We start from the raw sequence: 26,377 nt of genomic DNA, 5'->3' as shown, positions 1-26,377 counted from the left end.
CCGGCGTCAGCGTAGCCCCTTTTCGATACGAGACGAATCCGTATCGTAAAGCTCTCGCAAAGGCGGGAGCGCCCGGCGGGTGTGGCCCGGATCGCATCCCCGCCCGCACGCCCGCTTCTTGGCGCGCACGCCGGGGCGTGCAAGCATGGGAGGTGATCCGGGGACGCCATACGGCGCCACGAGACCACAACCCTTCAGGAGTCCGTTCGATGAACGCTTCTTCGCCTTCGCCTGCCCAGAACCAGGCGTCGACCACCTCTCTCTACGGCGGGGTGGTCAACCGCCGGGTGACCGTCCGCGACCTCGCCTCCGCCAAGCAGCGCGGTGAGAAGTGGGCCATGCTCACCGCCTACGACGCCCTCACCGCCGGGGTGTTCGACGAGGCCGGCATCCCCGTCCTGCTGGTCGGCGACTCCGCCGGCAACTGCCACCTCGGCTACGAGACCACCGTCCCGGTGACCATGGACCAGATGGTGATGCTCTCCGCCGCCGTCGTCCGCGGCACGAAGCGCTCGCTGATCGTCGCCGACCTGCCCTTCGGCTCCTACCAGGAGTCCCCCGCGCAGGCCCTGCACAACGCCGCCCGGCTGATGAAGGAGGCCGGGGTCGGCGCCGTGAAGCTGGAGGGCGGGGAGCGCAGCGCCCGCTCGATCGAGCTGCTGGTCGACGCCGGCGTCCCCGTGATGGCCCACATCGGCCTCACCCCGCAGTCCGTGCACGCCTTCGGCGGCTACCCCGTCCAGGGCCGCGGCGACGAGGCGGCGCACCGGATGCTGCGCGACGCCAAGGCCGTCCAGGAGGCCGGCGCCTTCGCCGTCGTCCTGGAGGCCGTCCCGGCCGAACTGGCCGCCCAGGTCACCGCCCAGCTGGCGATCCCGACCGTCGGCATCGGCGGCGGCGCCGACACCGACGCCCAGGTCCTGGTCTGGACGGACATGGCCGGCATGACGGCGGGCCGGGTGCCCAAGTTCGTCAAGCAGTACGCGAACCTGCGCTCCGTCCTCGGCGACGCCGCCAAGGAGTTCGCCGAAGAGGTCCGCTCCGGCGCCTTCCCGGCGGAGCAGCACACCTTCCACTGACGGCGGCACGGCCGCCCGGGCCCGACAGCGGGCCCGGGCGGCCGTGACAGTGCGATGACGGCGGGCCGACAGCGCGCCCGGGCCCGTGACAGGGGGGTGACAGCCGCCCCGGGCACCGTGGAGGCATGACAGGAATCGCCAAGGCCCCGACCACGCGGGGCACCACCGGGATCGCCGTCGAGGTGCAGGGCATCGTCAAGCACTACGGCGAGACCAAGGCCCTCGACGGGGTCGACCTCACCGTCCGCGAGGGCACCGTGCTGGGCGTGCTCGGCCCCAACGGGGCGGGCAAGACCACCCTCGTCCGCATCCTCTCCACCCTCATCAAGCCGGACGCCGGCACCGCGGTGGTCGGCGGTTACGACGTCATGCGCCAGCCCCGCGAGCTGCGCCGCACGATCGGCCTCACCGGCCAGTACGCCTCGGTGGACGAGCTTCTCTCCGGCTACGAGAACCTCTACCTGATCGGCCGTCTGCTCGACCTCTCCAAGCGCGACGCCAAGGCCCGCGCCGGCGAGCTGCTGGAGCGCTTCTCGCTCACCGACGCCTCCAAGCGCATCGCCAAGACCTACTCCGGCGGCATGCGCCGACGCCTCGACCTGGCCGCCAGCATGATCGGCCGGCCCCGGGTCCTCTACCTGGACGAGCCCACCACCGGCCTGGACCCGCGCACCCGCAACGAGGTCTGGGACGAGGTGCAGCGGATGGTCGCCGAAGGCAGCACCGTCCTGCTCACCACCCAGTACATGGAGGAGGCGGAGCAACTCGCCGACGAGCTGACCGTCATCGACCGCGGCCGGGTCATCGCCAACGGCGGCGTCGCCGATCTCAAGTCCAGGGTCGGCGGCCAGACCCTCCAGGTGCGCCCCGCCCACCCGGCCGAACTGCCGGAGATGGCCCGCTGCCTGCACGAGCACGGCATCGCCACCGCCACCTACTCGCAGGACACCGGCCTGCTCGCCGTGCCGATCACCGGCGAGGCGCAGCTGACGGCCGTCATCGGGGTGCTCGGCGGGCGCGGCTTCGCGATCGCCGGGATCGACACCAAGGTGCCCAGCCTGGACGAGGTCTTCCTCGCCATCACCGGCAAGCCCGCCCCGACGGACGCCGCCGTCGCCGCCCCCGTCGAGGAGACCGTCGCATGACCACCGCCACGCTCGCGCCCGTCCGGTCGTCCCAGGACAGCCGGATCGGCCTGGCCGCCAACCTGCGCCACATCGGGGCGCTGACCAGGCGCAACCTGATGAGGATCAAGGCCGACCCGGAGTCGATGTTCGACGCCGTGCTGATGCCGATCGTCTTCACCGTGCTCTTCGTCTACGTCTTCGGCGGCGCCATGTTCGCCGGGGACCAGGACGCGTACAAGCAGTACATGATCCCGGGCCTGATCGGGCAGACCGGGATGACCCTGGCACTGGCCGTGGGCACCGGCCTGAACAGCGACTTCCAGACCGGCGTGATGGACCGCTTCCGCACCCTGCCGATCGGCCGGGCCTCGGTGCTGCTCTCCAAGATCGTGGCCGAGTCGCTGCGGGCCCTGCTGTCCACGGCGATCCTGCTGACCTTCGGCTTCCTCCTCGGCTTCGAGCTGAAGACGGGGGTGCCGGAGCTGCTGGCCACCGTCGCCCTGTCGATGGTGTTCGGCATGTCGATCGTCTGGATCTCGATGCTGCTGGGCATGGCGCTGCGCAGTGCCCAGGCCGTGCAGGGCGTCTCCATGCTGGTGCTGCTGCCGATGCAGTTCGGCAGCTCGATCTTCGCGCCGACCGACACCATGCCGGGCTGGCTCCAGGCCTTCACCAAGGTCAACCCGCTGTCCGCGCTGGCCGACGCCTCCCGCGCCCTGCTCAACGGGCACGGCCCGGTGGCCCACCCGGTGATGGTGGTGCTGATCTGGTCGGCGGTCTCGACGGCGGTCTTCGCCCCGCTGGCGGTGGCCCGCTACCGCAAGCGGACCTGACACCCCGGTGCCACCGCCGGCCGCCTCCCTCCGGGGAGGGGCCGGCGGGCGGATCGGCGGACGCGGCCCGGGACAGGCCGTCCGCCGGAGGTGAGGCCGGCCGGCGAACCCTGGGGACGGGCGCCGGCCGGCCCCTCGTCGTCGTCCCCCTACGCCGGGGCCCCTTCGGGCTCTCCCCCGAGCACCTCGGCCAGCAGCGCGAGGGTCTGCCGGTGGGTCAGGACGACGCCCTCCCCGTACGCCTGCTCGTACGCCTCCCCGCCCAGCCACTCGCGCAGGCTCTCGACGGCCCGCTCGCGCTCGTACTTCTCCAGGTAGCCGCCCTTCGGGCCGTTCAGCCCGCCCTGGGCACCGATCAGCACGGCCGCCGTACGGGCGGTCCGGAGGTCCCCGTGCACCTCGTAGAGGGCCCGCAGCGTGCCGACCACGGCCGGGACGACCATCACCGTCATCTGCTCGGCGAGGCCGGAGACCTCGTTCAGCGTCCGCACCAGCTGCCAGCCCTCGCGCAGCAGCGCCAGCCCCTCGTCCGGCTCCCCCGCCCGGGCGGTGATCCAGCCCTTGGCCGTCAGCAGCAGGCCGGAGGTGAGGCCCGGGGCGAAGAAGCCGACCCTGGTCACCTCCAGCAGGTCCAGCTCCGCCAGCGCCTCGGCGAACTCGCCGCGGTGGGCGTGGATGCCGCACAGCGTCAGGTGGCCGAGCAGCACCGCGCCGATGGACGCCTGGTCGACGGCCGGGAGGTCGAGCCCGGCCACGGTCTCCCGGATCATCCGCTCGCCGAGCGCCATGTCCCGCTCCAGCAGGACACTGGCCAGCTGGACCCTCAGGACCGGCACCTCCTGGGGCGCGCCCAGCCGCTCGGCCAGCTCGATCGCCCGCTCGTACGAGTCGGCCGCCCCGTCGTTGTCGCCCAGGTTCGCCAGCGCCTCGCCCCGGGCCGAGAGGGTCTGGGAGATGCCCCAGAGGTTGCCGGAGCGCTCGAAGAGCTCCAGCGAGCGCTCGATGTCGCGGATGCTCTGTTCCTGGCCGCCGGGCCAGTCGTTGAGGGCCTTGGCCCGGACCTGGAGGACGAAGGCCAGGTCGTGCGGCCGCCCGTGGGCCTCGGCGCCGCGCACGGCGTCGTCCAGCAGCTCGCGCATCAGGTCCATCCGGCCGGCCAGGAAGGCCGCGAACACCCGCATCACCGCCGGGAAGCGGTACGACTGCGGCAGGCCCGGGCCGTACACCTCCAGCAGGCGGCGGGCGAGGGCGACGGCGGTCGGGTCGCCGAGCACCTCCAGGTTGCCCTCGAACATCCCGATCAGCCGGAACATCGCCAGCAGCCGACGGCCCTCCTCCACCACCCCTTCGGGCAGCGGGAGTTCGTACTCCAGCACGCCGCGGTCCAGCGGCACGGGCTCCGGCGCGTCCTCGGCGAAGGGGTCGTCGGGGCACAGCGCGGTGACGGCGTTGTACCAGCCGCGGGCCTCCTGGCTGTAGCCGCGCAGCCCCCAGTACCAGGCCAGGCCGAGCACGAGGACCAGCGCCTGCTGCTCGTCGCGCAGGTCGATGGCGCGGCGCAGGGCGGCGCGGATGTTGTCCTGCTCGCGGTCGAGCACGGAGAGCCAGTGCAGCTGCCCCGGGCCGTGGACGGCCTCGTCGGCGGCGCACACGACGGCGCGGAAGCGCTGGAGGTGGCGGGCCTCCGTCGCGGCGCGCTCGGCGGCGGACTCGGCGAGGCGCTCGGTCGCGTACTCGTGGATGGTCTCCAGCATCCGGTAGCGCGGCAGCCCGGCGCCGTCGTCCAGGTCGGCGACCAGCAGGGACTTGTCGACCAGGGAGAGCAGCACGTCGGCGACGTCCTCGGCGGCCACCACCGCCTCGTCCGCGCAGACCGCCTCGGCGTCCTCCAGCTGCCAGCCGCCGGTGAACACCGAGAGCCGGCGCAGCACCGCGCGCTCGCGCTTGCCCAGCAGGTCCCAGCTCCAGTCGACCACCGCGCGCAGGGTCTGCTGGCGCGGCAGCAGGGTGCGGCTGCCGGCCGTGAGCAGGGCGAAGCGGCCGTCGAGCCGGTCGGCTATCTGGCGGGCCGTCATCACCCGCAGCCGGGCGGCGGCCAGTTCGATGGCCAGCGGCAGCCCGTCGAGGCGGCGGCAGATCTCGGCGCAGGCCTGCGGGTCGGCGCGCGGGTCGAAGCCCGGACGGGCGGCGGCGGCGCGCTCGGTGAGCAGCCGCAGCGCCACCGTGTCCGGCAGCGGCTCGACCGGCAGGACCGTCTCGCCGGGCACGCCGAGGGGCTCGCGGCTGGTGGCGAGCACGGCCAGGCCCGGGCACTCGGCGAGCAGGACGGCGACGAGTTCGGCGGCGGCCTGGATCAGGTGCTCGCAGTTGTCGAGGATCAGCAGCATCCGGCGGCGGCCGCAGTGGTCGACCAGCCGGCGCACCGGGTCCTCGGGGCGCTTCTCGATCACCTCGGAGACCACGCTGGTGTGCAGCACCACCTCGCGCAGGCCGAGGGCGGAGACGACGGCGGCGGCGACGGCCTCCGGGCTCTCCAGCGGGGCGAGTTCGGCGATCCAGACGCCGTCCGGCCAGGCGCCGGTGGGCTGTTCGGCGCGGCCGGTCTCGACGGAGAGGCTGGTCTTGCCGGAGCCGCCGGGGCCGGTCAGGGTGACCAGCCGACGGTCCGTCAACAGATCGCGCACGGTGGCGAGATCGATCTCGCGGCCGACGAAGCTGGTCAGCCGGCCGCGCAGATTGCCCACCGTGCGCGGGGGTTTGGGCGGCGCGGGGGCGGCGGGCGCTCGCTCCTCCCGTACGGGCCCGGGGGCCGGCTCCTCGGCGGAGGAGAGCAACTCGGCGTACAGGGCCTGGAGTTGGCGCCCTGGGTCGACGCCGAGCTCCTCGGCGAGGGCGCGCCGGGTGCGCTCGTAGTGGCGCAGCGCCTCGGCGGTGCGCCCGCTGAGGTGCAGGGCGCGGAGCATCAGCAGGTGCAGCGGCTCGTCCGAGGGGCGGCGGTCGCAGAGCTCGGCGAGTTCGGCGACGAGTTCGCCGGCGCGGCCGAGCCCCAGGTCGGCGGTGATCCGGTGGCGGCGGGCCTCCTCGCGCTGGGCCTCCAGCCGGGTGGCCGGGCCGGAGCGGTCGGGCAGGTCGGCGAGGGCCGGGCCGCGCCACAGGGCGAGGGCGGCGCGCAGGCGCTCGGCGGCCAGGGCGTGGTCGCCCGCGTCCAGGGCCCGGCGGCCCTCGCCGCTCAGCCGCTGGAAGTCGGCGAGGTCGGAGGCGGAGGAGGTGAGCCAGTAGCCGGCCGGGCCGGAGCCGACGGCCTCGCGGCCGATGGTGCGGCGCAGCCGGCCGACCAGGGTCTGGAGGGCGGCGGAGGAGTCCTGCGGCGGCTCGGCCTCCCACACCTCGTCGACCAGGACGTCCGCCGGGACGGGCCGCCCCTGCCGCAGGGCCAGGGCGCAGAGGAGGGCCCGCAGCCGGGCGCCGCCCAGGGGCACCGGCGTGCCGTCGTCGTGGTGGGCCGTGGTGGTCCCGAGGATGCCGTAGTGCACCGGACCATTCTGGTCGATCCGCGGGAGTGGGGGCGCACAATTGTGCTGACCCCTCCCCGCCCCGTTCCGCGGCCCGTTCCGCAGCCCGTTCCGCGGGCGGAACGCGGGAGGGGTCCCGGTCGTTCACCGGGAACGGCTTGTCCGGCCCCCGCACCGCCCGGCATGATCGGACCCGAACCCCCTCCCCCGTACTCGGAGCACCCACAGATGACCTTCGCCGACGCCCAGCGCTCCCGCAGCGAGGACCGCCGGATCAGCCCGGTGTTCTGGGTCCTGCTCGCCGTCCTCGCCACCTCCGCCTGGGCCGTGACCACGGGCTACGGCAACGTGCGGTTCGGCGTCTTCCTGTTCGTGGTCTCCGGCTGGGTCGTGTCGCTGTGCCTGCACGAGTACGCCCACGCGCGCACCGCGCTGCACGGCGGCGACATCAGCGTGGGTGCCAAGGGCTACCTCACGCTCAACCCGCTCAAGTACACCAACGTGCTGTTCAGCTTCGTGCTGCCGATCGTCATGGTGATCCTCGGCGGCATCGGCCTGCCCGGCGGCGCGGTGTGGATCGAGCGCCACCGCATCCAGGGCCGGCTCAAGCACAGCCTGATCTCGGCGGCCGGCCCGCTGGCCAACGTGGTCTTCGCGGCGGCGCTGCTCGTCCCGATCGGCATGGGCTGGATCGACGCGTACAGCAACCCGAACCTCGCCGCCGCGATGGGCTTCCTCGGCCTGCTCCAGATCAGCGCGGCGCTGCTGAACCTGCTGCCGGTGCCCGGCCTGGACGGCTACGGGATCGTCGAGCCCTGGCTCTCGTACAAGACCCGGCGCTCGATCGAGCCGTTCGCGCCGTACGGCGTGCTGGCGGTGTTCGCGCTGCTGTGGCAGCCGCAGGTGCGGGCCGTGTTCTACGACGCCGTGTACGGCGTGATGGACCTGTTCGGCGTGAGCGGGGCCTACGCCTCCGTGGGCTACGCGCTGTTCCGCTTCTGGGACTGAGCCCGGGCCGGCCCTGCTGGGCCCAGCCCTGCCAGGCCTAGCCCTGCCGGGCGGCAGCCGCCGCTTCGAGAATCCTGGCGCGGCGGCGGTTCATCCAGATGATGTTGCTCGCGACGCCCGCGAGCAGCGGCCACAGCACCAGGCCGAACCAGAACGCGTTCACCGCCGAGACCACGGTGGCCCCCAGCGCGAGGACGACGGCGATCAGGGCGAAGAGGGACGTGCGGGGCATGGCGGGGGCTCCTCGGGCGGGGTTCGGTCGGCCGGGTCGCGACCGGGACCCATTGTCGCCGACCTCACCCCGGGAGCCCGTCCAGGGGTGAGGCCGACACACCCGCGTTCTACACGTCGGTGATCCGCAGGCCCGCGTGGGCCTTGTAGCGGCGGTTGACCGAGATCAGGTTGGCCACCAGCGCCTCCACCTGGTGGGCGTTGCGCAGCCGCCCGGCGAACACGCCCCGCATGCCGGGGATGCGCTCCGCCAGCGCCTGCACGACGTCGGTCGCGGCCCGCTCCTCGCCGAGCACCAGGACGTCGGTGTCGATCCGCTCCACCGACTCGTCCTGCAGCAGCACCGCCGACAGGTGGTGGAAGGCCGCGGTGACCCGGGAGTCCGGCAGCAGGGCGGCGGCCTGCTGGGCGGCGCTGCCCTCCTCCGGCTTGAGGGCGTACGCGCCCTGCTTGTCGAAGCCCAGCGGGTTGACGCAGTCGACGACGATCTTGCCCGCCAGCTCCTCGCGCAGCGCGCTCAGCGTCGCCGCGTGGCCCTCCCACGGCACCGCGACGATCACCACGTCGCTCTCCCGGGCGACGGTGGCGTTGTCGGCGCCGCGCACGCCGAGGCCGCCCCCGCCGAGCTCGGCCGCCGAGGCCTCGGCCCGGGCGGCGTCGCGGGAGCCGATGATCACCTGCTGCCCGGCCCTGGCGAGGCGCAGCGCCAGGCCCCGCCCCTGGTCGCCGGTGCCGCCGAGGACGCCGACCACCAACGCGGACACGTCCGGCAGCTCGCGGCCCGGGCTCTTCTGTTCGTTCGTCACTGGATCGAGGGAAGTCATGGCCCGATCCTCCCAAACCCCGCGCCGGGCGCGACATCGTGGGCCTCATGGACGCGCTGAAGGTCACCGCACTCAGGGAACGACTGGCCGGCACGGGCTGGCTGGAGAGGGTCGGCGGCTTCGCCGGGTCGCTGCGCCGCTCGGTGGAGCGGCGCGGCGCGGACGACCTGCTGCTGGTCGGCACCGAGGAGTACGAGCCCTGGCACCTGGCCGCCCACCTGGAGGACGAGGCCGCCTGGTCCGCCGTCCCCCGGCTGGCACCCACCCTGCTGCGCCACCGTCCGCCCGGGGGCTCCCCCATGCACCTGGCGCAGGACCTGGGCCGGCTCGCCGGGGCCGGGCGCGGGGCGACCGTCCTGGTGGTGGCCCCCTCGACGGCGGGGGCGCCGCTGCTGGAGCGGGTCCGGGACGCCCGGCGCCGGGGCGCCACCGTCCTCGCCCTGGACGGCGCCGCCCCCGGTCATCCGGGCGACCTCGGGGGCCTGGCGCACGAGCGGCTGGGGGTCGGCACCGACGCCGAGGAGCCCTTCGACCTCGCCCAGCACCTGGTCAGCGCCGCCGCCGGGGAGCCGCCCGCCCGCCGGTCGGCGCTCGGCCGGCTCGCCGAACTGGCGGGGCGGCTGACGGCGGGGCCCTCGATCAGCCGCTGGTGAAAAACCCGTTGCGGGGGCGAAGCGGGCGCCAGAGGATATCGGTTCGTGAACGACGACGAACCGCCCCATAGCGGTCGGCTGCGCACGGCCCTGCGCTCCCTGGCCCCGGACCTCTCCCCGTGGCGCGAGTCCCGCGACTTCCGGTACCTGTGGACGAGCGGCTGCATCACCAGCTTCGGCGGCTTCCTCACGTACGTCGCCGTGCCGATGCAGATCAAGGAGCTCACCGACTCCTCCCTCGCGGTCGGCCTGATCGGCGCCGTCGAACTCGTTCCGCTGATCGTCTTCGGCCTCTGGGGCGGGGCCCTCGCCGACGCCCTGGACCGCCGCAAGCTGGTGCTGCGCTCCGAGGCCGGGCTCGGCCTGCTCGCCGCCCTGCTGCTGCTCAACGCCCTGCTGCCGGACCCGGTGCTCTGGCCGATCTACGTGGTCGCCGCCCTGGTCGCGGCCTGCGACGGGCTCCAGCGCCCGGCGCTGGACTCGCTGCTGCCGCGGCTCGTCCCGCACGAGCACCTGAGCGCCGCCTTCGCCCTCAAGTCGCTGTACCACAACGTGGCTTCGATCGTCGGGCCCGCGCTGGCCGGCGTGGTGGTGGCCTTCTCCGGGGTGAAGACCGCCTACGCGCTGGACGTGCTGACCTTCGCCGTCTCGCTGCCGCTGCTCACCCGGATCAAGGCGGTGCCGCCGCCCAGCGGGGCCGAACGCCCGTCCGTACGGGCGGTGTTGACCGGCGTGCGCTACGCCTGGAGCCGCAAGGACCTACTGGGCACCTACGCGATCGACGTCTGCGCCATGCTGTTCGCCTTCCCCGTGGCCGTCTTCCCGTTCCTGGCCTCGGAGTTGGGCGCCGACTGGGCGCTCGGCCCGATGTACGCGGCCTCGGCCGTCGGCGCCCTGCTCGTCGGGGCGACCAGCGGCTGGACCTCCCGGGTCCACCGGCACGGGCGGCTGCTCGTGGTCGCGGCCGTCGGCTGGGGCGCCGCGATGACGCTGGCCGGACTGGCCGGGAGCGTCTGGGTGGTGCTCCTCGGGCTGGCCCTGGCCGGCGGCGCCGACGAGATCAGCGGGATCGCCCGCTCCACCATGTGGAACCAGTCCATCCCGGACGAGGTCCGCGGCCGCATGGCCGGCGTCGAACTGCTCAGCTTCTCCGTCGGCCCCCAGCTCGGCCAGGTCCGCGCCGGCACCATGGCCGGTCTCGTCGGCGCCCGCGCCGCCGTCTGGACCGGCGGCCTCGCCTGCGTCCTCGCCGTCCTCGCCGTCGCCGCCGCCCTCCCCAGGCTCCTCGCCTACGACGACCGCACCGACCCCCACACCGCCGCCGTCCGCGCCCACCACGAACGCGAGGCGGCGGCCACCGCCTAGCAGTGCTTTTGTCAGGACGGGCCTCAGGGCCTGGGCTGTTCCCCGTCGTTCCAGCGCGGGTCCTCGCGCCACTGTTCGTTGCGGGCGGCGGCCGTCTCCAGGGCGTGGGAGGCCTCCTCGGGGGTGGCGTAGGGGCCGAGGCGGTCCTTGGCGGGGCACTCGGGGCCCTCTTCGACCTTGTTGTGCTTGATGCAGTAGAACCACTCGCCGGGGTTGCCGGCCGGTTTGCGGTTGAAGAGGGGCATGGTGTGCTCCCGTCCGTTGCGTAGGGGTCGGTACCGATCATTCCCCGGGGCGGGCCGCTCCGCACACCGCTGCGGGGGCCCTAGACTCGCCGCCATGGCTCTCGTACCCGGCATCCAGTCCCCCACCCGCAAGGTCCCGGCGCACATCGCGCGCCCCGAGTACGTCGGCAGGCCCGCGCCGACGCCGTACACCGGGCCCGAGGTGCAGACCGCCGAGACGATCGAGAAGATGCGGATCGCGGGCGGGATCGCGGCCCGGGCGATGGAGGAGGCGGCCAAGCTGATCGCCCCCGGTGTCACCACGGACGAGCTGGACGCCGTCGCCCACGCGTACATGTGCGACCACGGCGCGTACCCGTCGGACCTCGGCTACCGGGGCTTCCCCAAGTCCGTCTGCACCTCGATCAACGAGGTCATCTGCCACGGCATCCCGGACTCGACCGTGCTGCAGGACGGCGACATCGTCAACATCGACGCCACCGCGTTCATCCACGGGGTGCACGGCGACCTCAACGCCACCTACCTGGTGGGTGACGTGGACGAGGAGTCGCGCCTGCTCGTCGAGCGCACCCGGGAGTCCCTCGACCGGGCGATCAGGGCCGTCAAGCCGGGCCGTCAGATCAACGTCATCGGCCGGGTGATCGAGTCCTACGCCAAGCGCTTCGACTACGGCGTCGTACGGGACTTCACCGGGCACGGCATCAACACGTCGTTCCACTCCGGCCTGATCATCCCGCACTACGACAGCGAGCGGGCCACCGAGGTCATCAAGCCGGGCATGACCTTCACCATCGAGCCGATGCTCACCCTGGGCACGTACGACTACGAGATCTGGGCGGACGGCTGGACGGTCGTCACCAAGGACCGCAAGCGCACGGCCCAGTTCGAGCACACCCTGGTGGTCACGGCGGACGGCGCGGAGGTCCTCACCCTGCCGTGACCCCCTCGACGGGCGTCGTCAGCCGATGATCCACTGCTCCTCGGCGACGGCGCCCACCTCGGTGCAGGCGTCGGTCAGCACGTCCAGCACCCGCAGCGGGTCCGGCAGCGGCAGGTCGGGCCCGCGCAGCCACCGCACCTGGGAGCCGTCCGGGAGGGCGGCCGGGGGCAGCAGGGTGTACGAGCCGCGGCAGTGCCAGCGCATGCCGGGGTGCTCGGAGTCGGTGTCGGGGGTGGAGTCCAGCGCGCTGTCCCACCACTCGTCCTCGTCCTGCGGGGTGCGGGTGGCGGTGAAGAACAGGTACCGGTCCTCGCCGACCGCGGCGACCGGGCCCTCGACGCCCAGCGCCGTCAGCCGCTCCAGCGCCAGCCGTCCGGCCTCCGCCGGGACGTCCAGCACGTCGTGCACCCGGCCGGTGGCCGTGACGAAGTTGGCCTCCGGGTCGCGGGAGAGCCAGCGGGACAGCTGCTCGGGATCGGTGGTGGCCTGCGTCTGCCAGGCGAAGGAGACCGGGTGCCGGGCCGGGGCCGGACAGGCCACGCGGTCGCAGGAGCACCGGTAGCCGGCCGGGTGGGCGGCGGGGGCGATCGGGAAGCCGGCGCGCAGCGCGGCGAGCAGTTCGTCCATCCGGGCGGCCGGGCCGTCCGCGGCTCCGGTCCGCTGACGCTCACGCTTCTGCCACCAGGCCGTCCACCTGCTGCCGGATTCCATCGGGCCCCTTCCGCGCAACTGCCGTGCCCGGTGCGACACGGCGTCCGACGTACCACTGGGACGCAACGCACGGCACCCGCCAGTGCTTCCCGGGGCGGTGCTCGGCCCTGCTGTCCGCGCCCCGCCGGCCGCGGCCCGGGGTCACCGGACGGCCGACGCCCAGGTCTCGGTACGCCTGTCGCGGCAGCACGCTGTCCGCGCCGGTGACGGCCGGAGGGCGCGCCGACGCGCGCCCCGCCCGGCCCGTACGGGCCCGCTGACCCGGGGTGGACCCCGGGGGCGTAACAGGAAGGATAAGGGTGCGCGGGGCCTCCGGATGACCGGGGGCGGTGCCTCTCCGGTCACACTTCCCACCCCCGGGCCGCACGCGGCCTTCGCTCCACCTGCGGGATGAGACCCTGGAGTGGTGAAGAGCGTGGACACCGAATTCGTGGGCGGCCCCCTGGACGGGAAGGTCCTGCCGATCCCCCTGGGCCCGATGCTCGGTGTGCCCAAGAAGTACAAGGTCCCCGTCCCCGCGCACGGCGACTCCCCCGAGCGCACACTGGTGTACGTCCGCAGCAAGCAGGTGCGGGGCCTGAGCTGGTTCTGGCGCTACGAGTACGACGAGGCCGCCTCCGGCTGACCCGGCCCCCTCCACCGTCCCCGAGACTGCGGGAGTTCCCCGGGACTGCGGGAGGTCACGGCATGGCGAGAGCACACGGACACCACCGGACCCGCTCCGAGGCGATGGCCCACCACAACCGGCAGGTCGCGGGCGCGACCGCGGGGCTGCTCCTCCTGGTCTCCGTCTACAGCGTCGTCATCGGGCCCGACGGCCGGCTCTGGTTCGCGTGGGCGGTGCTGCTGCTGGCGTGCGCGGCACTGTTCGTCGTCCGCTGACGCGCCGGCAGCAGCAGCCGCCGGTCCCCCCGCTGTCGGTCAGTCATCCTCGGCGAGGATCAGGTACAGCTTCTTGCGGGCCTCGATCAGCACCGCCAGCCCCTTGGCGCGCTGCGCCTCGGTGCCGGTGTCCATGACCTGACGGATCGCCTCGTGCACGGAGCCCAGCGTCCTGCCGGTGTCACGGACGGACTCCCAGTCGATGTCCCGGCCGGCCTCGGCCCACGGCTCCTGCGGTCCGGCCTCGGCCTCGGTCCGGCCCGCCTCGGTGAGCGAGACCAGCCGCTTGCCGCCGACCGTCTCCGAGGTGATCAGGCCCTCCTCCTCCAGCAGTTGGAGGTTCGGGTAGATCGACCCGGGGCTGGGCCGCCAGGCCCCGCCGGTCCGCTCGGCGATCTCGGCGATCATCTCGTAGCCGTGCATCGGCCGCTCCTTGAGCAGCGCCAGCAGCGAGGCGCGCACGTCCCCGCGCCGCGCCCGGCCGCCACGCCGCCCGTGCGGCCCCCCGCGCCCGCCGCCGCGCCCGCCGAAGCCGCGCCCGAACGGCCCGCCGGGCGGCGGACCGAACCCGCCGAAGGCCTCCCGCCCGTCGAACTCCTCCCCGGGGCCCGGGCCGCGACGCCAGTCGCCGCCGCCGCGCGGGCCCTCTCCGCGAAATCGCATTCCTGAGCGCATGGCGCCCACCTCCTGGTTGTCCGGTTTGTTCAGCGAAACAGTCGAGTCACTGTCTCGATAGTTCGACGATATATCGGTGAGTATCGGTCGTCAACAGCGCGGCCGACCCTCCCGACCGCTACGGTGGCCTCCATGACCGGTGAACGAGACCTCGCACAACTCCTGCGCGGCATGCGCCCCCTGCTCAACCCGGGGCGGTACGTCTACTGCACGCTCCCCGCCAAGGTGCCCGCCGGGATGCGCCCCGTCGTCACCGTCGCCGAACCCGAGGGCGTCACCGTCGTGGTCGCCCAGGAGGAGGCGGACGCCCTGGGCCTGCGCTACGAGTACGTCGCCGCCTGGATCACCCTGCAGATCCACTCCGCCCTGGAGGCCGTCGGCCTCACCGCCGCCGTCTCCGGCCGCCTCGCCGAGGAGGGAATCAGCTGCAACGTGGTGGCCGGCTTCCACCACGACCACCTCTTCGTCAACGCCGACGACGCCGACCGCGCCGTCCGCGCCCTGGAGGAGCTCTCCGCCCGCCCCTCCTGAGTGGCCGCCCGCCCCGCCCCCTCCGACACTGGGACCAACTGCGGCACTCACCGGAAGGGACCCGTCACCGATGGCCACCTGCGTCACCTGCGGCAACGACTACTGGCTCGCCTTCGAGATCAAGACCATCACCGGCGACACCTACACCTTCGACAGCTTCGAATGCGCCATGGAGAAGCTCGCCCCCCGCTGCGAACACTGCAACGTCCGCATCGTCGGCCACGGCGTCGAAGTCGCCGGCATGTTCTTCTGCTGCGCCAACTGCGCCCGCGTCAACGGCGGCCTCGGCACCCAGATCCGCGACGCCATCGGCGCCCACCCGGCGTAACACGAGCCCCTGGGAAGCGGAAAGGCCCCCTGGCCCGCGCGAGAAGCGCGGGCCAGGGGGCCTTCGACCGTTCAGGGGCGGAAGAGTCAGCTGATTTGGCATCAGCAGTTTCCGACCCATCTGGCGACCTCCCAACCAAAGGGATTTGCACGTCAGGACTGCCATGCCGACCAGGCCATTTGTCCTTCACTGCCAGGAGATCCGTTACGAGATCGTCACTCGGAATGGTCAAGACCGCCCACCAGCAAGTGAGAGATTGTCATTCGGCTTTTTTAAGCCTATTCAAATCAATGGGAATCTCTTGAGAGAGTCTTGATGTCACGATGGTCTCTGGCCTCGTCCGCGTTCGGCGGCGGGGCCTTCTCCATGCGTCGGGTGCGCCCTGTAGCGGCGCTCCTGACGCTCGGCCTGCTGGTGCAGGCCGGGGTAGCGGTGGACGCGATCACGGCCGCCCCTGCGGTCGCCGCGCCCGCACCGCCGCCCATCCCCCCGGCTTCTCCGGTTGACGAAGCGGCCGATGAGGCGTCAGCGCTGCTGTCGGCCCGGCTGCACAAGCGGCGCGTCGAGGTCACCGGCGCCCGTACGGAGTTCACCACGCTGTGGGCGAACCCCGACGGCACGCTGACCTCGGACCGGTCGACCGGGCCGATCCGGATGAAGGTCGGCGACGCCTGGGTGCCCGTCGACACCACCCTGGTGCAGACGCCCGACGGCAAGGTCGCGCCGAAGGCGCACCCGGGCAGGGTCGTCTTCGAGGGCGGCGACGCCGGGGTGACGGTCGGCGACAGCCTGCCGAGCGCCGCGCCGACGACGGCAGCACCGGGCGCAGAACCGACGGCCACTCCCACCGCCGCTGCGACCACGCCCACTGTCACACCGTCAGCGAACACCACGACCGGGGCGACTGCCTCGCCGTCGCCTGCCCCGTCGACGTCCGCTTCGACGTCTCCGTCGGCCAGGGCCTCCGCCTCGGACGAGCCGAGCCGGGCCTCCCGCAACGGCGCCCGCGCCGCCGTGGCCCCGGCCGCCGACCCGAAGCCGGCCCAGCCGAAGCAGCCCGAGCAGCAGCCCGCGGCTCCGAAGCCCGCCGAGCGCGAACTGGTCAAGATCGGCTCCGGTGAGCAGCAGGTCACGTTCGGCTGGCTGGGCAAGCTGCCCAAGCCGAAGCTGGACGGCAACAAGGCCACCTATGTCGACGCCCGCCCTGGCGTCAACCTGGTGCTGGAGGCCACCCGGACCGGCTTCGAGCAGTTCCTGATCGTCAAGGACCGTGCCGCCGTCGCCCAGACCGGCACCGTGACGATCCCGCTCGACACCACCGGTCTCACCGTCTCCCCGCAGCAGGACGGTTCGATCCAACTGCTCGACAAGGCGAACGGGAAGACCGTCGTCCGGATCCCGGCCCCCGTCATGTGGGACGCCGCCGTCGACGAGGCCTCGCAGGAGCACCTGAACCGCGGCGCGGTAACGATGCAGCTGCGCGGCCAAGGCGCCGACACCGAGCTGGTGTTCACCCCGGACGCGGCCTTCCTGGCGGACCCGAAGACCCAGTTCCCGGTCACCATCGACCCGGTGGTGGACGTCGGCACGACGTTCGACACCTACGTCCAGACCAACGAGAACATCGACGCCTCCGCGTCGACGGACCTCAAGCTGGGCAGCTACGACGGCAAGGTCGTGGCCCGGTCGTTCCTGACCGTCCCGGGCGGCCCGTTCAACGGCAAGCAGATCCTCGGTGCCACCCTCAACGTCGCCAACTACCACTCCTCCTCCTGCACCCCGAAGCAGTGGGAGGTCTGGAACGCGGGCGGCGCCGCCTGGTGGACCCGCTGGGGCAACCAGCCCGCGCTGGAGAAGAAGTGGGCCACCTCGAACGACACGTACGACGTGGCGAACGACGGTGACAGCCACGACTGCTACGACGCCAACGGCAACTTCTGGGCCAAGGCCGACGTCACCGAGATGATCCGGCACTTCGCCGGGTTCGGCTACAACGACTACGCCTTCGCCCTGAAGGCCGCCGACGAGTCCAGCAGCCTGTCCTGGAAGCGGTTCAGCTCCGCCGAGGGTTACTGGCCGCCGTTCATCTCGATCACCTACAACACCGTCCCGGCCACCCCGGCGACCGTCGAGGTGCTCCCCTCCCAGCAGGGCAACCCGCGCTACACCTCGGACGCCAACCCGCGCTTCCAGGTGCAGGCGGCCGACCCCGACGGCGACCCGCTCAAGGTCTACCTGGACCTGTGGCGCGGCGGCACGTACCTCGGCAGCATCGTCCGGGACACCCCGAACGGCGCGATCGCGACCGTCCGTCCCTCCGACTACGGCATCGCCAAGCTCGACGAGGGCGTGCAGTACTCGATCTGGGCCATGCTCGACGACGGCAAGTCCCGCTCCGGCTGGGTCGGCACCAACGTCATCGCCGACACCGTCAAGCCCGGTACGCCGTTCGTGAGTTCGGCCGACTACCCCGCGGACGGCCTGTGGCACGGCACCGCCAACCAGGCGGGCTCGTTCACCTTCTCGCCCGCGCCGGGCACCGACGACACCGCGGCCTACGTCTACACCCTGGACGGCGGCACCCCGGTGACGGTCAACGCGACCGGCGCCCTGACCACGTCGATCACGCCGACCACCGAGGGCCGCCGCGTCCTGTCGGTGCAGTCCAAGGACCGTGCGGGGAACCTCTCCCCGCCCGCGACGTACGTGTTCCAGGTCGGCCAGGCGGGCATGAGCTCGCCGGTCAACGGCACCCAGAGCGCCAAGCGCGTCAAGCTCTCGGTCGACGCGCAGGCCCAGTTCAAGCGGGTGGTCTACCAGTACCGCCGCGGCCCCGGCGCCACCGAGTACACCGTCCCGCGCGCCAACCTCACCAAGGCCGACAACACGGCCGTCACCGAGGACAAGCCGCGCCTGGCGGACCTCGGCCCGCACGCCAACTGGAACGTGCTCGACACCCTCGGCCAGACCGGCGGCGTCGTCCAGGTCCGCGCCGCACTGTTCCCCGAGGACGGCTCCGGCAACGGCTACACCACCGTCTGGAACACCCTGAGGGTCGACCGCAACGCCGACGGCGCGGCGAGCACCGGCATCGGCCCCGGCTCGGTCAACCTGCTCACCGGTGACTACTCCACCGACGTCACCGACGCCGACGAGTTCGGCACGTCGGTCAAGCGCACCACCTCCTCGCGCGACCTCGCCCGCGGCTGGCAGCCCCAGGGCGAGCGGCTGACCGTCAACCAGCGCCAGATCGGCACCGACACCGCCGGCTTCACCCCCGGCCAGGCCGACATCTCGCGCTCCACTGCCCGCGGCCACGACAGCTCCACCGATTCGCTCCTGGTCACGCCGAAGGGCGGCGACTCCTACGTGGCCGTGGGTCCCGAGTACACCTTCGGCTCGGGAATGAAGCCGGGACGCACCTACCGGATGACCGGCTGGATCTACGTCCCCGGCGCCACCGGCCTGAACCCGGACCTCGAACGCCACGGCCTGCGGCTGGTCGGTGTCTCCACTGTCCCGTCCGCTCCGAACGGCTACGTCCACGTCTTCTCGCCGAAGGCCTCCTACACGGACGCCTGGCAGCAGTTGACGGTAGACATGGAGGTGCCGAAGGACGCCACCCAGGCGTGGTTCCGCATGTACAACGGCTTCTCCGCGGCGGGCAAGGAGGTCTTCTTCGACGACCTGTCCGTGAAGGAGATCGTCGCCCCCTTCGGCCCCCAGTGGGCCGGTGGTCCCGACGCCGGACCTGACGCGGATTTCCGCGCGCTGTCGTTCCCGCAGTCCGACCTGGTCGAGATCAAGGGCAACGACGAATCCTCTCTCACCTTCGCCAAGGGCGCGGACAGCAGCTTCTTCCCGGAACCCGGCGCCGAGTCGATGGCACTGAAGGCAGTGCCGGCGAAGTCGGGTGCGATCGTCCTGTCCACCACGGGCCAGTGCTTGGAGGCCCCGAACGGCACGACCGGCAACGGCGCGCGCCTGCAGCCCGCCCCGTGCACCGGCGCCGCCAACCAGCAGTGGACCCGCGGCGACGACCTCACCCTGCGGCTGCTCGGCTACTGCCTGGACAACCCGTGGGGCACGGCCGACAACGCGACCCCTCTGACGCTGTGGACCTGCAACGGCGGCACCAACCAGCAGTGGGAGGTGCGCACCGATGGCATGGTGACGAACCGCTACTCGGGCAAGTGCCTGGACGCCGACAAGGGCGCCTCGATCTGGGTCTGCTGGGCCGGCCCCAACCAGATATGGGACATCCAGACTGCCGGCACCACCTACGAGCTGACCGCGCTCGACGGCTCGAAGACCGTCTTCGCCCGCCAGGCCGGTTCCAGCATCTACCAGGTGGTCAGCGAGACCGGCCCGGACGCCGCGTCGACCACCCGCTACCAGTACGACACCACCGACGGCCGCTCGCTGGTCAAGCGCGTCATCCCGGCCGTCGAGCCGGGCGTGGACGACGTCAACGGCTGCACCGTCGACCCGTTGCCGCGCGGCTGCGAGGTGATGGAGTACGACTACGCCAAGGCGACCACCGCCACCGCCGCGGCCCCGGGTGACTACCTGGACCGTGTCCGCGGGGTCAAGGTCTGGTCGTGGAACCCGGCCACCTCCAAGCAGGAGCCCGTCGAGGTCGCGCACTACGCGTACGACGACAAGGGCCGCCTGTCGCAGGTCTGGGACCCGCGCCCGGCCACCCCGCTGAAGACCGCCTACGCCTACGACGAGACCGGTCGGCTGACCCGGACCGGTAGCGCCGGCGAGCTGCCGTGGAACTTCGACTACGGCAAGGCCGCGTCCGACCAGGACCCGGGCCGCCTTCTCAAGGTCCGCCGCGCCACGCTCGCACCCGGCAGCAAGGACCAGGTCAGCGGCGAGAACGCCACGAACGTGGTCTACGACGTGCCGATGACACGTGCCGCCGGCGGCCCGTACGACATGTCCGGGGCAGACGTGGCGAAGTGGGCGCAGACCGACGCGCCGACGGACGCCACCGCGGTCTTCGGCCCGGAGGACGTCCCCGCCGTCAACACCGCCTCGGTCGCCAGGCCGGGACCGGACGGCTACCAGCCTGCCACCGTCCACTACCTCAACGCCTCCGGCAACGAGGTCAACACCGCGACCCCGTCCATCACCCCCGGTGGTGACATCGCCACCGCGGAGTTCGACCGGTACGGCCACGTCGTTCGCACCCTGGAGGCCACCAACCGCTCCATCGCGCTCGGCGCCCACCCCGATGCCGACCGATTCGCGTCAGAGCTCAGTCTGCCCACGGACTCCCCGTCCAGAGCCCGCCTCCTTGACACCCGCACGGCCTACACGGCCGACGGGCTCGACGTGACGGAGACGCTCGGCCCGGTCTACCGTGCCTCGCTCGCCGAAGAGGTCAAGGGCCAGACCGCCCCGGTCGCCGTGACCTACGAGGCCGAGAAACTGCCGCAGCTGGGCACCAACACCAAGGTCCAGGTCGACAGCGACTGCTGCGGCCTGACCTGGTCCGGCGGCGCCCACCTGGGCGTCCGCGGCACGACGGTGGGCGCCTTCGACAGCATGCGGTTCGGCGTCCCCGAAGAGGGCGACTACGTGCTCTCCGGCCAACTCACCAAGAACAGCGACCACGGCGTCATCCAGTGGGCGATCAACGGCCAGGACGTCGGCCGACGGATCGACACCTACAGCGCCACCCCGGTGGTCACCCCGTTCACCGTCGGCCAGTCGGTGCACCTGGCGCGCGGCGACCACGAGCTCAAGCTCACCGTGGTCGACACCAACGCGGCCAGCGGCGGCGAGCGCTTCCACACCGGCATCGACACCGTCACCCTGACCAAGACGACCGTCAACCCGACCCTCCCGGCCGGCACCTCGGTCGTGGCCCGAGACCACAACACCAACACCTACGACGAAGGCAAGCCCGACGGCCAGGCCTACCACCTGGTCACCGCTGCCACCGATGGTGCCCGCATCGACGGCTACGCCGACGACGTCGAACTGCGCGTCACCAAGCGTGGCTACGACCCGGTGCTCGGCGGTACCTCCGGCTGGACCCTGAAGACGGCCACGTCGGTCACCACCGACGCCCTCGGCGTCAAACTCACGACCACCGTCAAGTACGACGCTCTCGGTCACGCTCTGGAGTCCCGCAAGCCGGGATCCAACGGCGCCGACGCCGGCACCGTCAAGTCCGTCTTCTACACGGCCGGGGCCAACCCGGACGACGCCCTGTGCGCCAACCGTCCGGAGTGGGCGGGCCTGCCCTGCGTCACGATGCCGGGCGGCGCGGTCACCGGCGCGGACTCGACCCGGATGCCGACGACGCTCCCGGTGAAGCGAGTCACCCGCTACTCGGCGTTCAACGACCCGGAGGAGGTCACCGAGACCAACGCGGGCAAGTCCCGCAAGACCGTCACCACCTACGACGCCGCGGACCGAATCACCTCCACCGAGATCACCTCGGACGAGGGCAAGCCGCTACCGCAGGTCACCACCGAGTACGACCCGGCGACCGGTGAAAGTGTCAAGACCTCTGCGGGCGGCAAGTCGCTCACCCGCGTGCTCGACGCGCTCGGCCGCCTGATCTCGTACACGGACGCCGACGGTGGCACCACCACCACGGAGTTCGACAGGTTCGGCAAGCCGGTGAAGGTGAGCGACCCGACCGGGTCCACCACGTACGGGTACGACCGCGCCAAGGAGCCGCGCGGACTGGTCACCTCCGTCAGCGACAGCGTGGCCGGCGAGTTCACCGCGAAGTACGGCCCGAGCGGTCAGCTCGTCGAGCAGTCCTACCCGGGCGGGATCGTCCGCAAGGACACCTACAACGCGGTCGGCGAGGCCACTGGCCGTAGCTACACCCGTAGTTCCGACAACACGGTGATCTGGGCGCAGACCACCGACATGTCCACCCAGGGCCAGGTGGCCAACGACACCAGCTCCACCGCCACCCGCTCCTACCAGTACGACCGGCTCGGCCGGCTGGTGAAGGCCGAGCAGACCACGGCCGCCGCCGGCTGCGTCACCCGTCAGTACGCCTTCGACTCGCACTCCAACCGCCTCTCCAAGCAGACCTCCCGGAGCGGCGCGGACGGCAAGTGCAGCACCGCCGGTGCCACGGCGGAGAACCACACCTACGACAGCGCCGACCGCCTCACTGACGCCGGCTTCGTGTACGACGCCTTCGGGCGCACGGTCAAGACCGCCACCGGCTCGACCAACACGTACTGGGCGAACGACAAGGTCGCCGCCCAGGAGAAGGGAGACACCAAGCAGGAGTGGGCCGTCGACGCCGCCCACCGCCTGACCGCGTTCACCACTGCCAAGAAGCAGGCCGACGGCAGCTGGGCCAACGCGACGTCGAAGCTCAACCACTACGGCGACGATTCCGACGTGGCCCGCTGGACCGTCGAAGACACCACCCAGGGCAACCTGACCCGCAACATCTCGGGCCCGGACGCCGGCCTGGCCGCCACCACCAGCAAGACCGGTGACGTCCAGCTCCAGCTCACCAACCTGTTCGGCTCGGTGATCATCACCACCGACACCGCGCTCAACAAGCCGGTCGTGCTGGACTTCGACGAGTTCGGCATCCCCCAGGACGGCCAGGCGAACGTCCGCTTCGGCTGGCTCGGTGGCAAGGAGCGCTCGGCGGAGGCCCAGGACGGCGACATCCTCATGGGTGCCCGCCTCTACAGCCCCGCACTCGGCCGCTTCCTCCAGATCGACCCCGTCCCCGGCGGCAACGCCGGCCCGTACGACTACTGCACCGGCGACCCCGTCAACTGCACCGACCTCGACGGCAACTGGGGAATGCCCAAGTGGCTGAAGAAAACGGTCGAGGTCGTCGCCAAGGTCGCCGAAGTCGCCTCCTACATCCCCGGTCCCATCGGCGCTGCCGCGGCCGCCGTCTCCTCGGTCTCGTACGCGGCCACCGGCAACTGGGAGAAGGCCGCGGAGATGGCCGTCACGGCGGTCGCTGCGACCGTCGGTGCCGGTCCCGTCGTCAGGGCTGCGGCGACGGCCGCGAAATCCACACGGGCCGCGTCCCGGGTGGACCGGGCGGCCTCGGTCTCGCGAAAGATCTTCCGCCGAACGGGCTGCAACTCGTTCGAACCGGAAACGCCGGTCCTGATGGCCGACGGCAGGTATCTGCCGATCAGTGAGATCCAGGTCGGCGACTACGTCGCGGCGGCAGATCCGGAAACCGGTGAAACCAAGTCGCAGCCGGTCCTCGCGGTCCACACCAGTTTCGCTCCGAAGCACATCGTCGAAATCGGTACGGACACCGATCCGGCTTCGCCGGGGATCCGGGCCACGTCCTACCACCCGGTCTACGTCGATGGTCGCGGATGGGTGAACGCCGCAGACGTCAAGGCCGGCGACCACCTGCAGGGACCCAACGGCACGCTCAGCACGGTTGCCTGGATTCACGACGAGGGTGTGCTCGACGCGCAGATCGTTTACAACCTGAACGTCGGCAACGCTCACACGTACTTCGTGGCCACCGGGTCCGACGACGTCCTGGTCCACAACACGAGCGACACCTGTCCGATCGTTCGTGTTCAGCCGACCTCCCGTTCAGGCATGGCCGGGCCGGGGCCGCATGCCCGCTTCGGGGTGGTGTGGCCCAGGGGCGTGTCCCGTTCGTTCGACTCGATCCACGCGAAGATCGACATGATCGGCCGGAAGTACGGTTGCCATGCGTGTGGCAACAAGACCAATCTCACCAAGAAGGGGAGTTTTATTCCCGACCACATTCCCGCAGTCTCCGTGAACGAGCGCGCGGGAGGAAACCTCCCCACCCTCCTGCTCCCGCACTGCACAGCATGCTCGAGGAAGCAGGCGACCTTTATGTCGAAAATATCCCGTGTCATCAAAAAGCGGAAGAACGGCCGCTGACGAGACCAGACGATTCAATTGAAGGGAAGCAAGTGAGGCTCTTCATCCGAGCTCTCATCGTCGGCGAGATCGACGAGGAGCAGGTGCCCCAGATCACGGCTGATTCCCTGGGCGCCTTCAACCACAACCCGTTCATCGTCTTCGCTGACGGCTGGGAGATCGAGATCGGCACGACGGTCGACCTCAAGGGCGATGCCACCTGGCAGCCGGGCATCGAGCGTTCGACGTACTACCTGGATTGCTCCCCCGACGACGAGCAGTCCTGGCAGGAGATCCACACAGCGCTGGACAATCTCCGTCAGGGATTCGAAGCAGCCGGAACCCGGCTCGCCTGGCAGCTCGTCGACCAGCTGACCGAATAGGCAATGCGACCGAGGAAGGCGGCACCACCCCCGGGTGGTGCCGCCTTTCGCTTCCGTGACCGAGGGGGCCTGCCGATGGACCTGCTCCTGGGGTCGCCGCGGACGGCGGCCTCGGCACCCAGATCCGCGACGCCATCGGTGCCCACCCGGCGTAGAACGAGGCCCGGAACGACGAAAGGCCCCCGGCCCGCGCGTCATGCGCGGGCCGGGGGCCTTCGATCGTTCGGGGGCGGAAGAGTCGGCCTGTACGCCGGGTTCTGTCGCCGGGGTTGCTTGCGCGGCCCCGGGAGACGGTCATCCATCTAGGGCTGCCGTTGCCGACAGCCTCGTGCGGTCTACCCGCGAATTCGGGCGAGCAGCCCTCAAACATCCGCGCACGGTGCCCGAGGGCACCGATCTTGACCTTGCTCCAGGTGGGGTTTACCTAGCCGGCCGGGTCACCCCGGTCGCTGGTGGTCTCTTACACCACCGTTTCACCCTTACCCACGCGCCGAAGCGGTGGGCGGTCTGTTTTCTGTGGCACTGTCCCGCGGGTCACCCCGGGTGGGCGTTACCCACCACCCTGCTCTGTGGAGCCCGGACGTTCCTCGGCGGGTCTGGGACCCGTCGCGACCGCCCGGCCGGCTCTTCCGCCGTAGTGGTCATCGTAGCCGCTCGGGCGGGGCCTGCCGTACGCCGGGGCGGTCGGTGGGGGGCTCGGCGCCGAGGCGGGCGGCGACGCGGGTGGCGGTGGCGGTGGCCCAGGGGGTGGTGGTGAGGAGGCCGAGGGCGAGGACGGCGGCGCCGAGGCCGACGAGGATCCACCAGCCGGCGTGGCTGGCCGGGGCGAAGCCCGTCGCCATCGGGCCGACGACGGCGGAGGTGACGACGGTGCCGATCACGGCCACGCCCAGGGACTGCCCGACCTGGCGGCTGGTGGAGGCGACGGCGGCGGCCACCCCGGCCTGGGCGCGGGGCATGCCGGAGACGGCGGCGTTGGTGATCGGCGCGTTGACCATGCCGAAGCCGAAGCCGAACAGCGCGTACGCGGCCAGCAGCAGCGCCGCCGGGGAGTCGGCGGTCAGCCGGGTGAGCAGCAGGCCGCTCGCGGCGAGGCCGATCCCGGCGGCGACCAGGGGCAGGCGCGGGCCTCGGCCGCCGACGATCCGTCCGGACAGCGGCGCGCAGACCAGCATCATCAGCGCCATCGGCAGCGTCCACAGGCCCGCCTCGACGGGGCTGTAGCGGCGGACGTCCTGGAGGTAGAGGGTGTTGAGGAAGAGGAAGCCGCCGAGCCCCGCGAAGGCGCAGACCGCGGTGACGGTGGCGCCGGTGAACGGGGCGCTGGCGAAGAACCGGGGGTCGACCAGCGGTTCGGCGACCCGCCGCTCCCACAGGGGGAAGGCGATCAGCGCGGCGACGGCCACCGAGGCGAGGGTGAGGATCAGCGGGGAGGTCCAGCCGTTGCCGGGGCCCTCGATGATCGCGGCGGTGCCGCAGCCGAGCAGCACGACCATGAGCAACTGCCCGACCGGGTCGAGGCGGCGCGGGCGGGGCGCGCGGGACTCGGGGACGTAGCGGATGGTCAGCGCGACGGCCAGCAGGGCGACCGGAACGTTGATCAGGAAGATGGACGGCCAACCGGCGCCGTCCACCAGGAAGCCGCCGACCAGCGGGCCGAGCGCCATCGAGATGCCGACCACCCCGCCCCAGACGCCGATCGCCCGGGCCCGCTCCCTCGGGTCGGTGAAGGTGTTGGTGATGATCGACATCGCCACCGGGTTGAGCATCGAGCCGCCGATCGCCTGCACCGCGCGGAAGGCCACCAGCCACTCCAGGCTCGGCGCCAGGCTGCACAGCAGGGAGCCGAGCGCGAAGCAGGCCAGGCCGGTCAGGAACACCCGGCGGCGGCCGACGCGGTCGGCCACCGAGCCGAACAGCATCAGCAGCGAGGCCAGGACGAGGGTGTAGGCGTCGATGATCCACTGCAGGCCGGAGGCGGGGGCGTCCAGGTCCCGCTGGATGGCGGGCAGGGCGATGTTCACCACGGTGTTGTCGAGGCCGACGATGAACAGGCTCAGGCAGCAGATCGCGAGGACGAGGAACCGCCGGCGCGAACCGGTCCCGGGCGTGGGGGCTTCGGGGGTGCGGGCTCGGGGGGTGAGGGCTTCGGGCACAGGCCGATCCTCCCACC

Annotated in this window: 20 protein-coding genes and 1 other RNA gene; 13 read left to right on the top strand and 8 right to left on the bottom strand. The window is 72.0% G+C overall.

Annotation, left to right across the window (positions count from 1 at the left end; all coding sequences use genetic code 11):
• The first annotated feature begins 209 nt into the window (after window positions 1-209).
• From panB to ACIRRS_RS23150, 3 genes are all read left to right on the top strand, one after another.
• Window positions 210-1,079 (top strand): 3-methyl-2-oxobutanoate hydroxymethyltransferase, encoded by an 870-nt coding sequence (gene panB / locus ACIRRS_RS23160; RefSeq protein WP_402973739.1) that lies wholly within the window; start codon window positions 210-212, stop codon window positions 1,077-1,079.
• Window positions 1,080-1,204: 125 nt separating this feature from the next.
• Complete coding sequence (locus tag ACIRRS_RS23155) at window positions 1,205-2,224, top strand: ATP-binding cassette domain-containing protein (protein WP_402973737.1); 1,020 nt, start codon at window positions 1,205-1,207, stop codon at window positions 2,222-2,224.
• Window positions 2,221-3,039, top strand: coding sequence for an ABC transporter permease (locus ACIRRS_RS23150; protein ID WP_402973734.1), 819 nt, complete (start codon window positions 2,221-2,223; stop codon window positions 3,037-3,039). Before ACIRRS_RS23155 ends, ACIRRS_RS23150 begins: the two co-directional genes overlap by 4 nt.
• 149 nt (window positions 3,040-3,188) lie before the next feature.
• On the opposite strand, the gene ACIRRS_RS23145 is transcribed toward ACIRRS_RS23150, so the two are convergent.
• The gene (locus ACIRRS_RS23145) at window positions 3,189-6,572 is read right to left on the bottom strand and encodes an AfsR/SARP family transcriptional regulator (protein ID WP_402973731.1); all 3,384 of its coding nucleotides are present in this window, start codon (window positions 6,570-6,572) and stop codon (window positions 3,189-3,191) included.
• 207 nt (window positions 6,573-6,779) lie between these two features.
• On the opposite strand from ACIRRS_RS23145, the gene ACIRRS_RS23140 reads away from it, so the two are divergent.
• Window positions 6,780-7,559: a site-2 protease family protein gene (locus tag ACIRRS_RS23140; RefSeq protein WP_402973728.1), complete on the top strand. Its 780-nt coding sequence runs from the start codon at window positions 6,780-6,782 to the stop codon at window positions 7,557-7,559.
• Window positions 7,560-7,596: 37 nt separating this feature from the next.
• Here ACIRRS_RS23140 and ACIRRS_RS23135 read toward each other — a convergent pair whose 3' ends face one another.
• A complete protein-coding gene (locus ACIRRS_RS23135) occupies window positions 7,597-7,791 on the bottom strand; it encodes a hypothetical protein (RefSeq protein WP_402973725.1) in 195 nt (64 codons plus the stop codon).
• 109 nt (window positions 7,792-7,900) lie between these two features.
• Window positions 7,901-8,614 carry an NADPH-dependent F420 reductase gene (gene npdG, locus ACIRRS_RS23130; RefSeq protein WP_402973722.1) on the bottom strand — a complete coding sequence of 238 codons (714 nt, stop codon included), beginning with the start codon at window positions 8,612-8,614 and terminating at the stop codon, window positions 7,901-7,903.
• Between the two features lie 47 nt (window positions 8,615-8,661).
• On the opposite strand from npdG, the gene ACIRRS_RS23125 reads away from it, so the two are divergent.
• Together ACIRRS_RS23125 and ACIRRS_RS23120 are read left to right on the top strand one after the other, a co-directional pair.
• Complete coding sequence (locus ACIRRS_RS23125) at window positions 8,662-9,267, top strand: hypothetical protein (protein WP_402973719.1); 606 nt, start codon at window positions 8,662-8,664, stop codon at window positions 9,265-9,267.
• 45 nt (window positions 9,268-9,312) lie between these two features.
• On the top strand, window positions 9,313-10,632 hold the full coding sequence (locus ACIRRS_RS23120; RefSeq protein WP_402973716.1) for an MFS transporter: 1,320 nt from the start codon (window positions 9,313-9,315) through the stop codon (window positions 10,630-10,632).
• 23 nt (window positions 10,633-10,655) lie between these two features.
• On the opposite strand, the gene ACIRRS_RS23115 is transcribed toward ACIRRS_RS23120, so the two are convergent.
• Window positions 10,656-10,877 (bottom strand): hypothetical protein, encoded by a 222-nt coding sequence (locus ACIRRS_RS23115; RefSeq protein ID WP_402973714.1) that lies wholly within the window; start codon window positions 10,875-10,877, stop codon window positions 10,656-10,658.
• 94 nt (window positions 10,878-10,971) lie between these two features.
• Between ACIRRS_RS23115 and map the strand changes: the two genes are divergently transcribed.
• Entirely contained in the window at window positions 10,972-11,817 is an 846-nt protein-coding gene (gene map / locus ACIRRS_RS23110; RefSeq protein ID WP_402973711.1) for a type I methionyl aminopeptidase, read from the top strand.
• Window positions 11,818-11,835: 18 nt separating this feature from the next.
• Here map and ACIRRS_RS23105 read toward each other — a convergent pair whose 3' ends face one another.
• Window positions 11,836-12,528: a bifunctional DNA primase/polymerase gene (locus ACIRRS_RS23105; protein ID WP_402973708.1), complete on the bottom strand. Its 693-nt coding sequence runs from the start codon at window positions 12,526-12,528 to the stop codon at window positions 11,836-11,838.
• 415 nt (window positions 12,529-12,943) lie between these two features.
• Here ACIRRS_RS23105 and ACIRRS_RS23100 point away from each other — a divergent pair, with 415 nt between their 5' ends.
• Both ACIRRS_RS23100 and ACIRRS_RS23095 read left to right on the top strand, forming a co-directional pair.
• Window positions 12,944-13,153 (top strand): hypothetical protein, encoded by a 210-nt coding sequence (locus ACIRRS_RS23100; protein ID WP_063763298.1) that lies wholly within the window; start codon window positions 12,944-12,946, stop codon window positions 13,151-13,153.
• Between the two features lie 62 nt (window positions 13,154-13,215).
• Window positions 13,216-13,410 carry a hypothetical protein gene (locus ACIRRS_RS23095; RefSeq protein ID WP_402973705.1) on the top strand — a complete coding sequence of 65 codons (195 nt, stop codon included), beginning with the start codon at window positions 13,216-13,218 and terminating at the stop codon, window positions 13,408-13,410.
• A 39-nt stretch (window positions 13,411-13,449) separates the two neighbouring features.
• Here the strand turns inward: ACIRRS_RS23095 and ACIRRS_RS23090 are convergent, their stop codons facing one another.
• Window positions 13,450-14,073, bottom strand: a complete 624-nt coding sequence (locus tag ACIRRS_RS23090) for a PadR family transcriptional regulator (RefSeq protein ID WP_402973702.1) — start codon at window positions 14,071-14,073, stop codon at window positions 13,450-13,452.
• A gap of 144 nt (window positions 14,074-14,217) precedes the next feature.
• On the opposite strand from ACIRRS_RS23090, the gene ACIRRS_RS23085 reads away from it, so the two are divergent.
• From ACIRRS_RS23085 to ACIRRS_RS23070, 4 genes are all read left to right on the top strand, one after another.
• The gene (locus ACIRRS_RS23085) at window positions 14,218-14,616 is read left to right on the top strand and encodes an ACT domain-containing protein (RefSeq protein ID WP_402973699.1); all 399 of its coding nucleotides are present in this window, start codon (window positions 14,218-14,220) and stop codon (window positions 14,614-14,616) included.
• A gap of 70 nt (window positions 14,617-14,686) precedes the next feature.
• On the top strand, window positions 14,687-14,944 hold the full coding sequence (locus tag ACIRRS_RS23080; RefSeq protein ID WP_031075430.1) for a hypothetical protein: 258 nt from the start codon (window positions 14,687-14,689) through the stop codon (window positions 14,942-14,944).
• Window positions 14,945-15,259: 315 nt separating this feature from the next.
• A complete protein-coding gene (locus ACIRRS_RS23075) occupies window positions 15,260-23,842 on the top strand; it encodes a ricin-type beta-trefoil lectin domain protein (RefSeq protein WP_402973696.1) in 8,583 nt (2,860 codons plus the stop codon).
• Window positions 23,843-23,874: 32 nt separating this feature from the next.
• A complete protein-coding gene (locus ACIRRS_RS23070) occupies window positions 23,875-24,204 on the top strand; it encodes a hypothetical protein (RefSeq protein WP_402973693.1) in 330 nt (109 codons plus the stop codon).
• A gap of 230 nt (window positions 24,205-24,434) precedes the next feature.
• On the opposite strand, the gene rnpB is transcribed toward ACIRRS_RS23070, so the two are convergent.
• Window positions 24,435-24,832, bottom strand: an RNA gene (gene rnpB / locus ACIRRS_RS23065) — RNase P RNA component class A.
• 13 nt (window positions 24,833-24,845) lie between these two features.
• On the bottom strand, window positions 24,846-26,360 hold the full coding sequence (locus ACIRRS_RS23060; RefSeq protein WP_402973690.1) for a DHA2 family efflux MFS transporter permease subunit: 1,515 nt from the start codon (window positions 26,358-26,360) through the stop codon (window positions 24,846-24,848).
• Window positions 26,361-26,377: the final 17 nt, after the last annotated feature.

It is taken from the genome of Kitasatospora sp. NPDC101183, assembly GCF_044767945.1.
Classification (GTDB): Bacteria; Actinomycetota; Actinomycetes; order Streptomycetales; family Streptomycetaceae; genus Kitasatospora.
The sequence above is the reverse complement of the archived record's forward strand: the minus strand, read 5'-3'. Positions and strand labels throughout refer to the sequence as shown.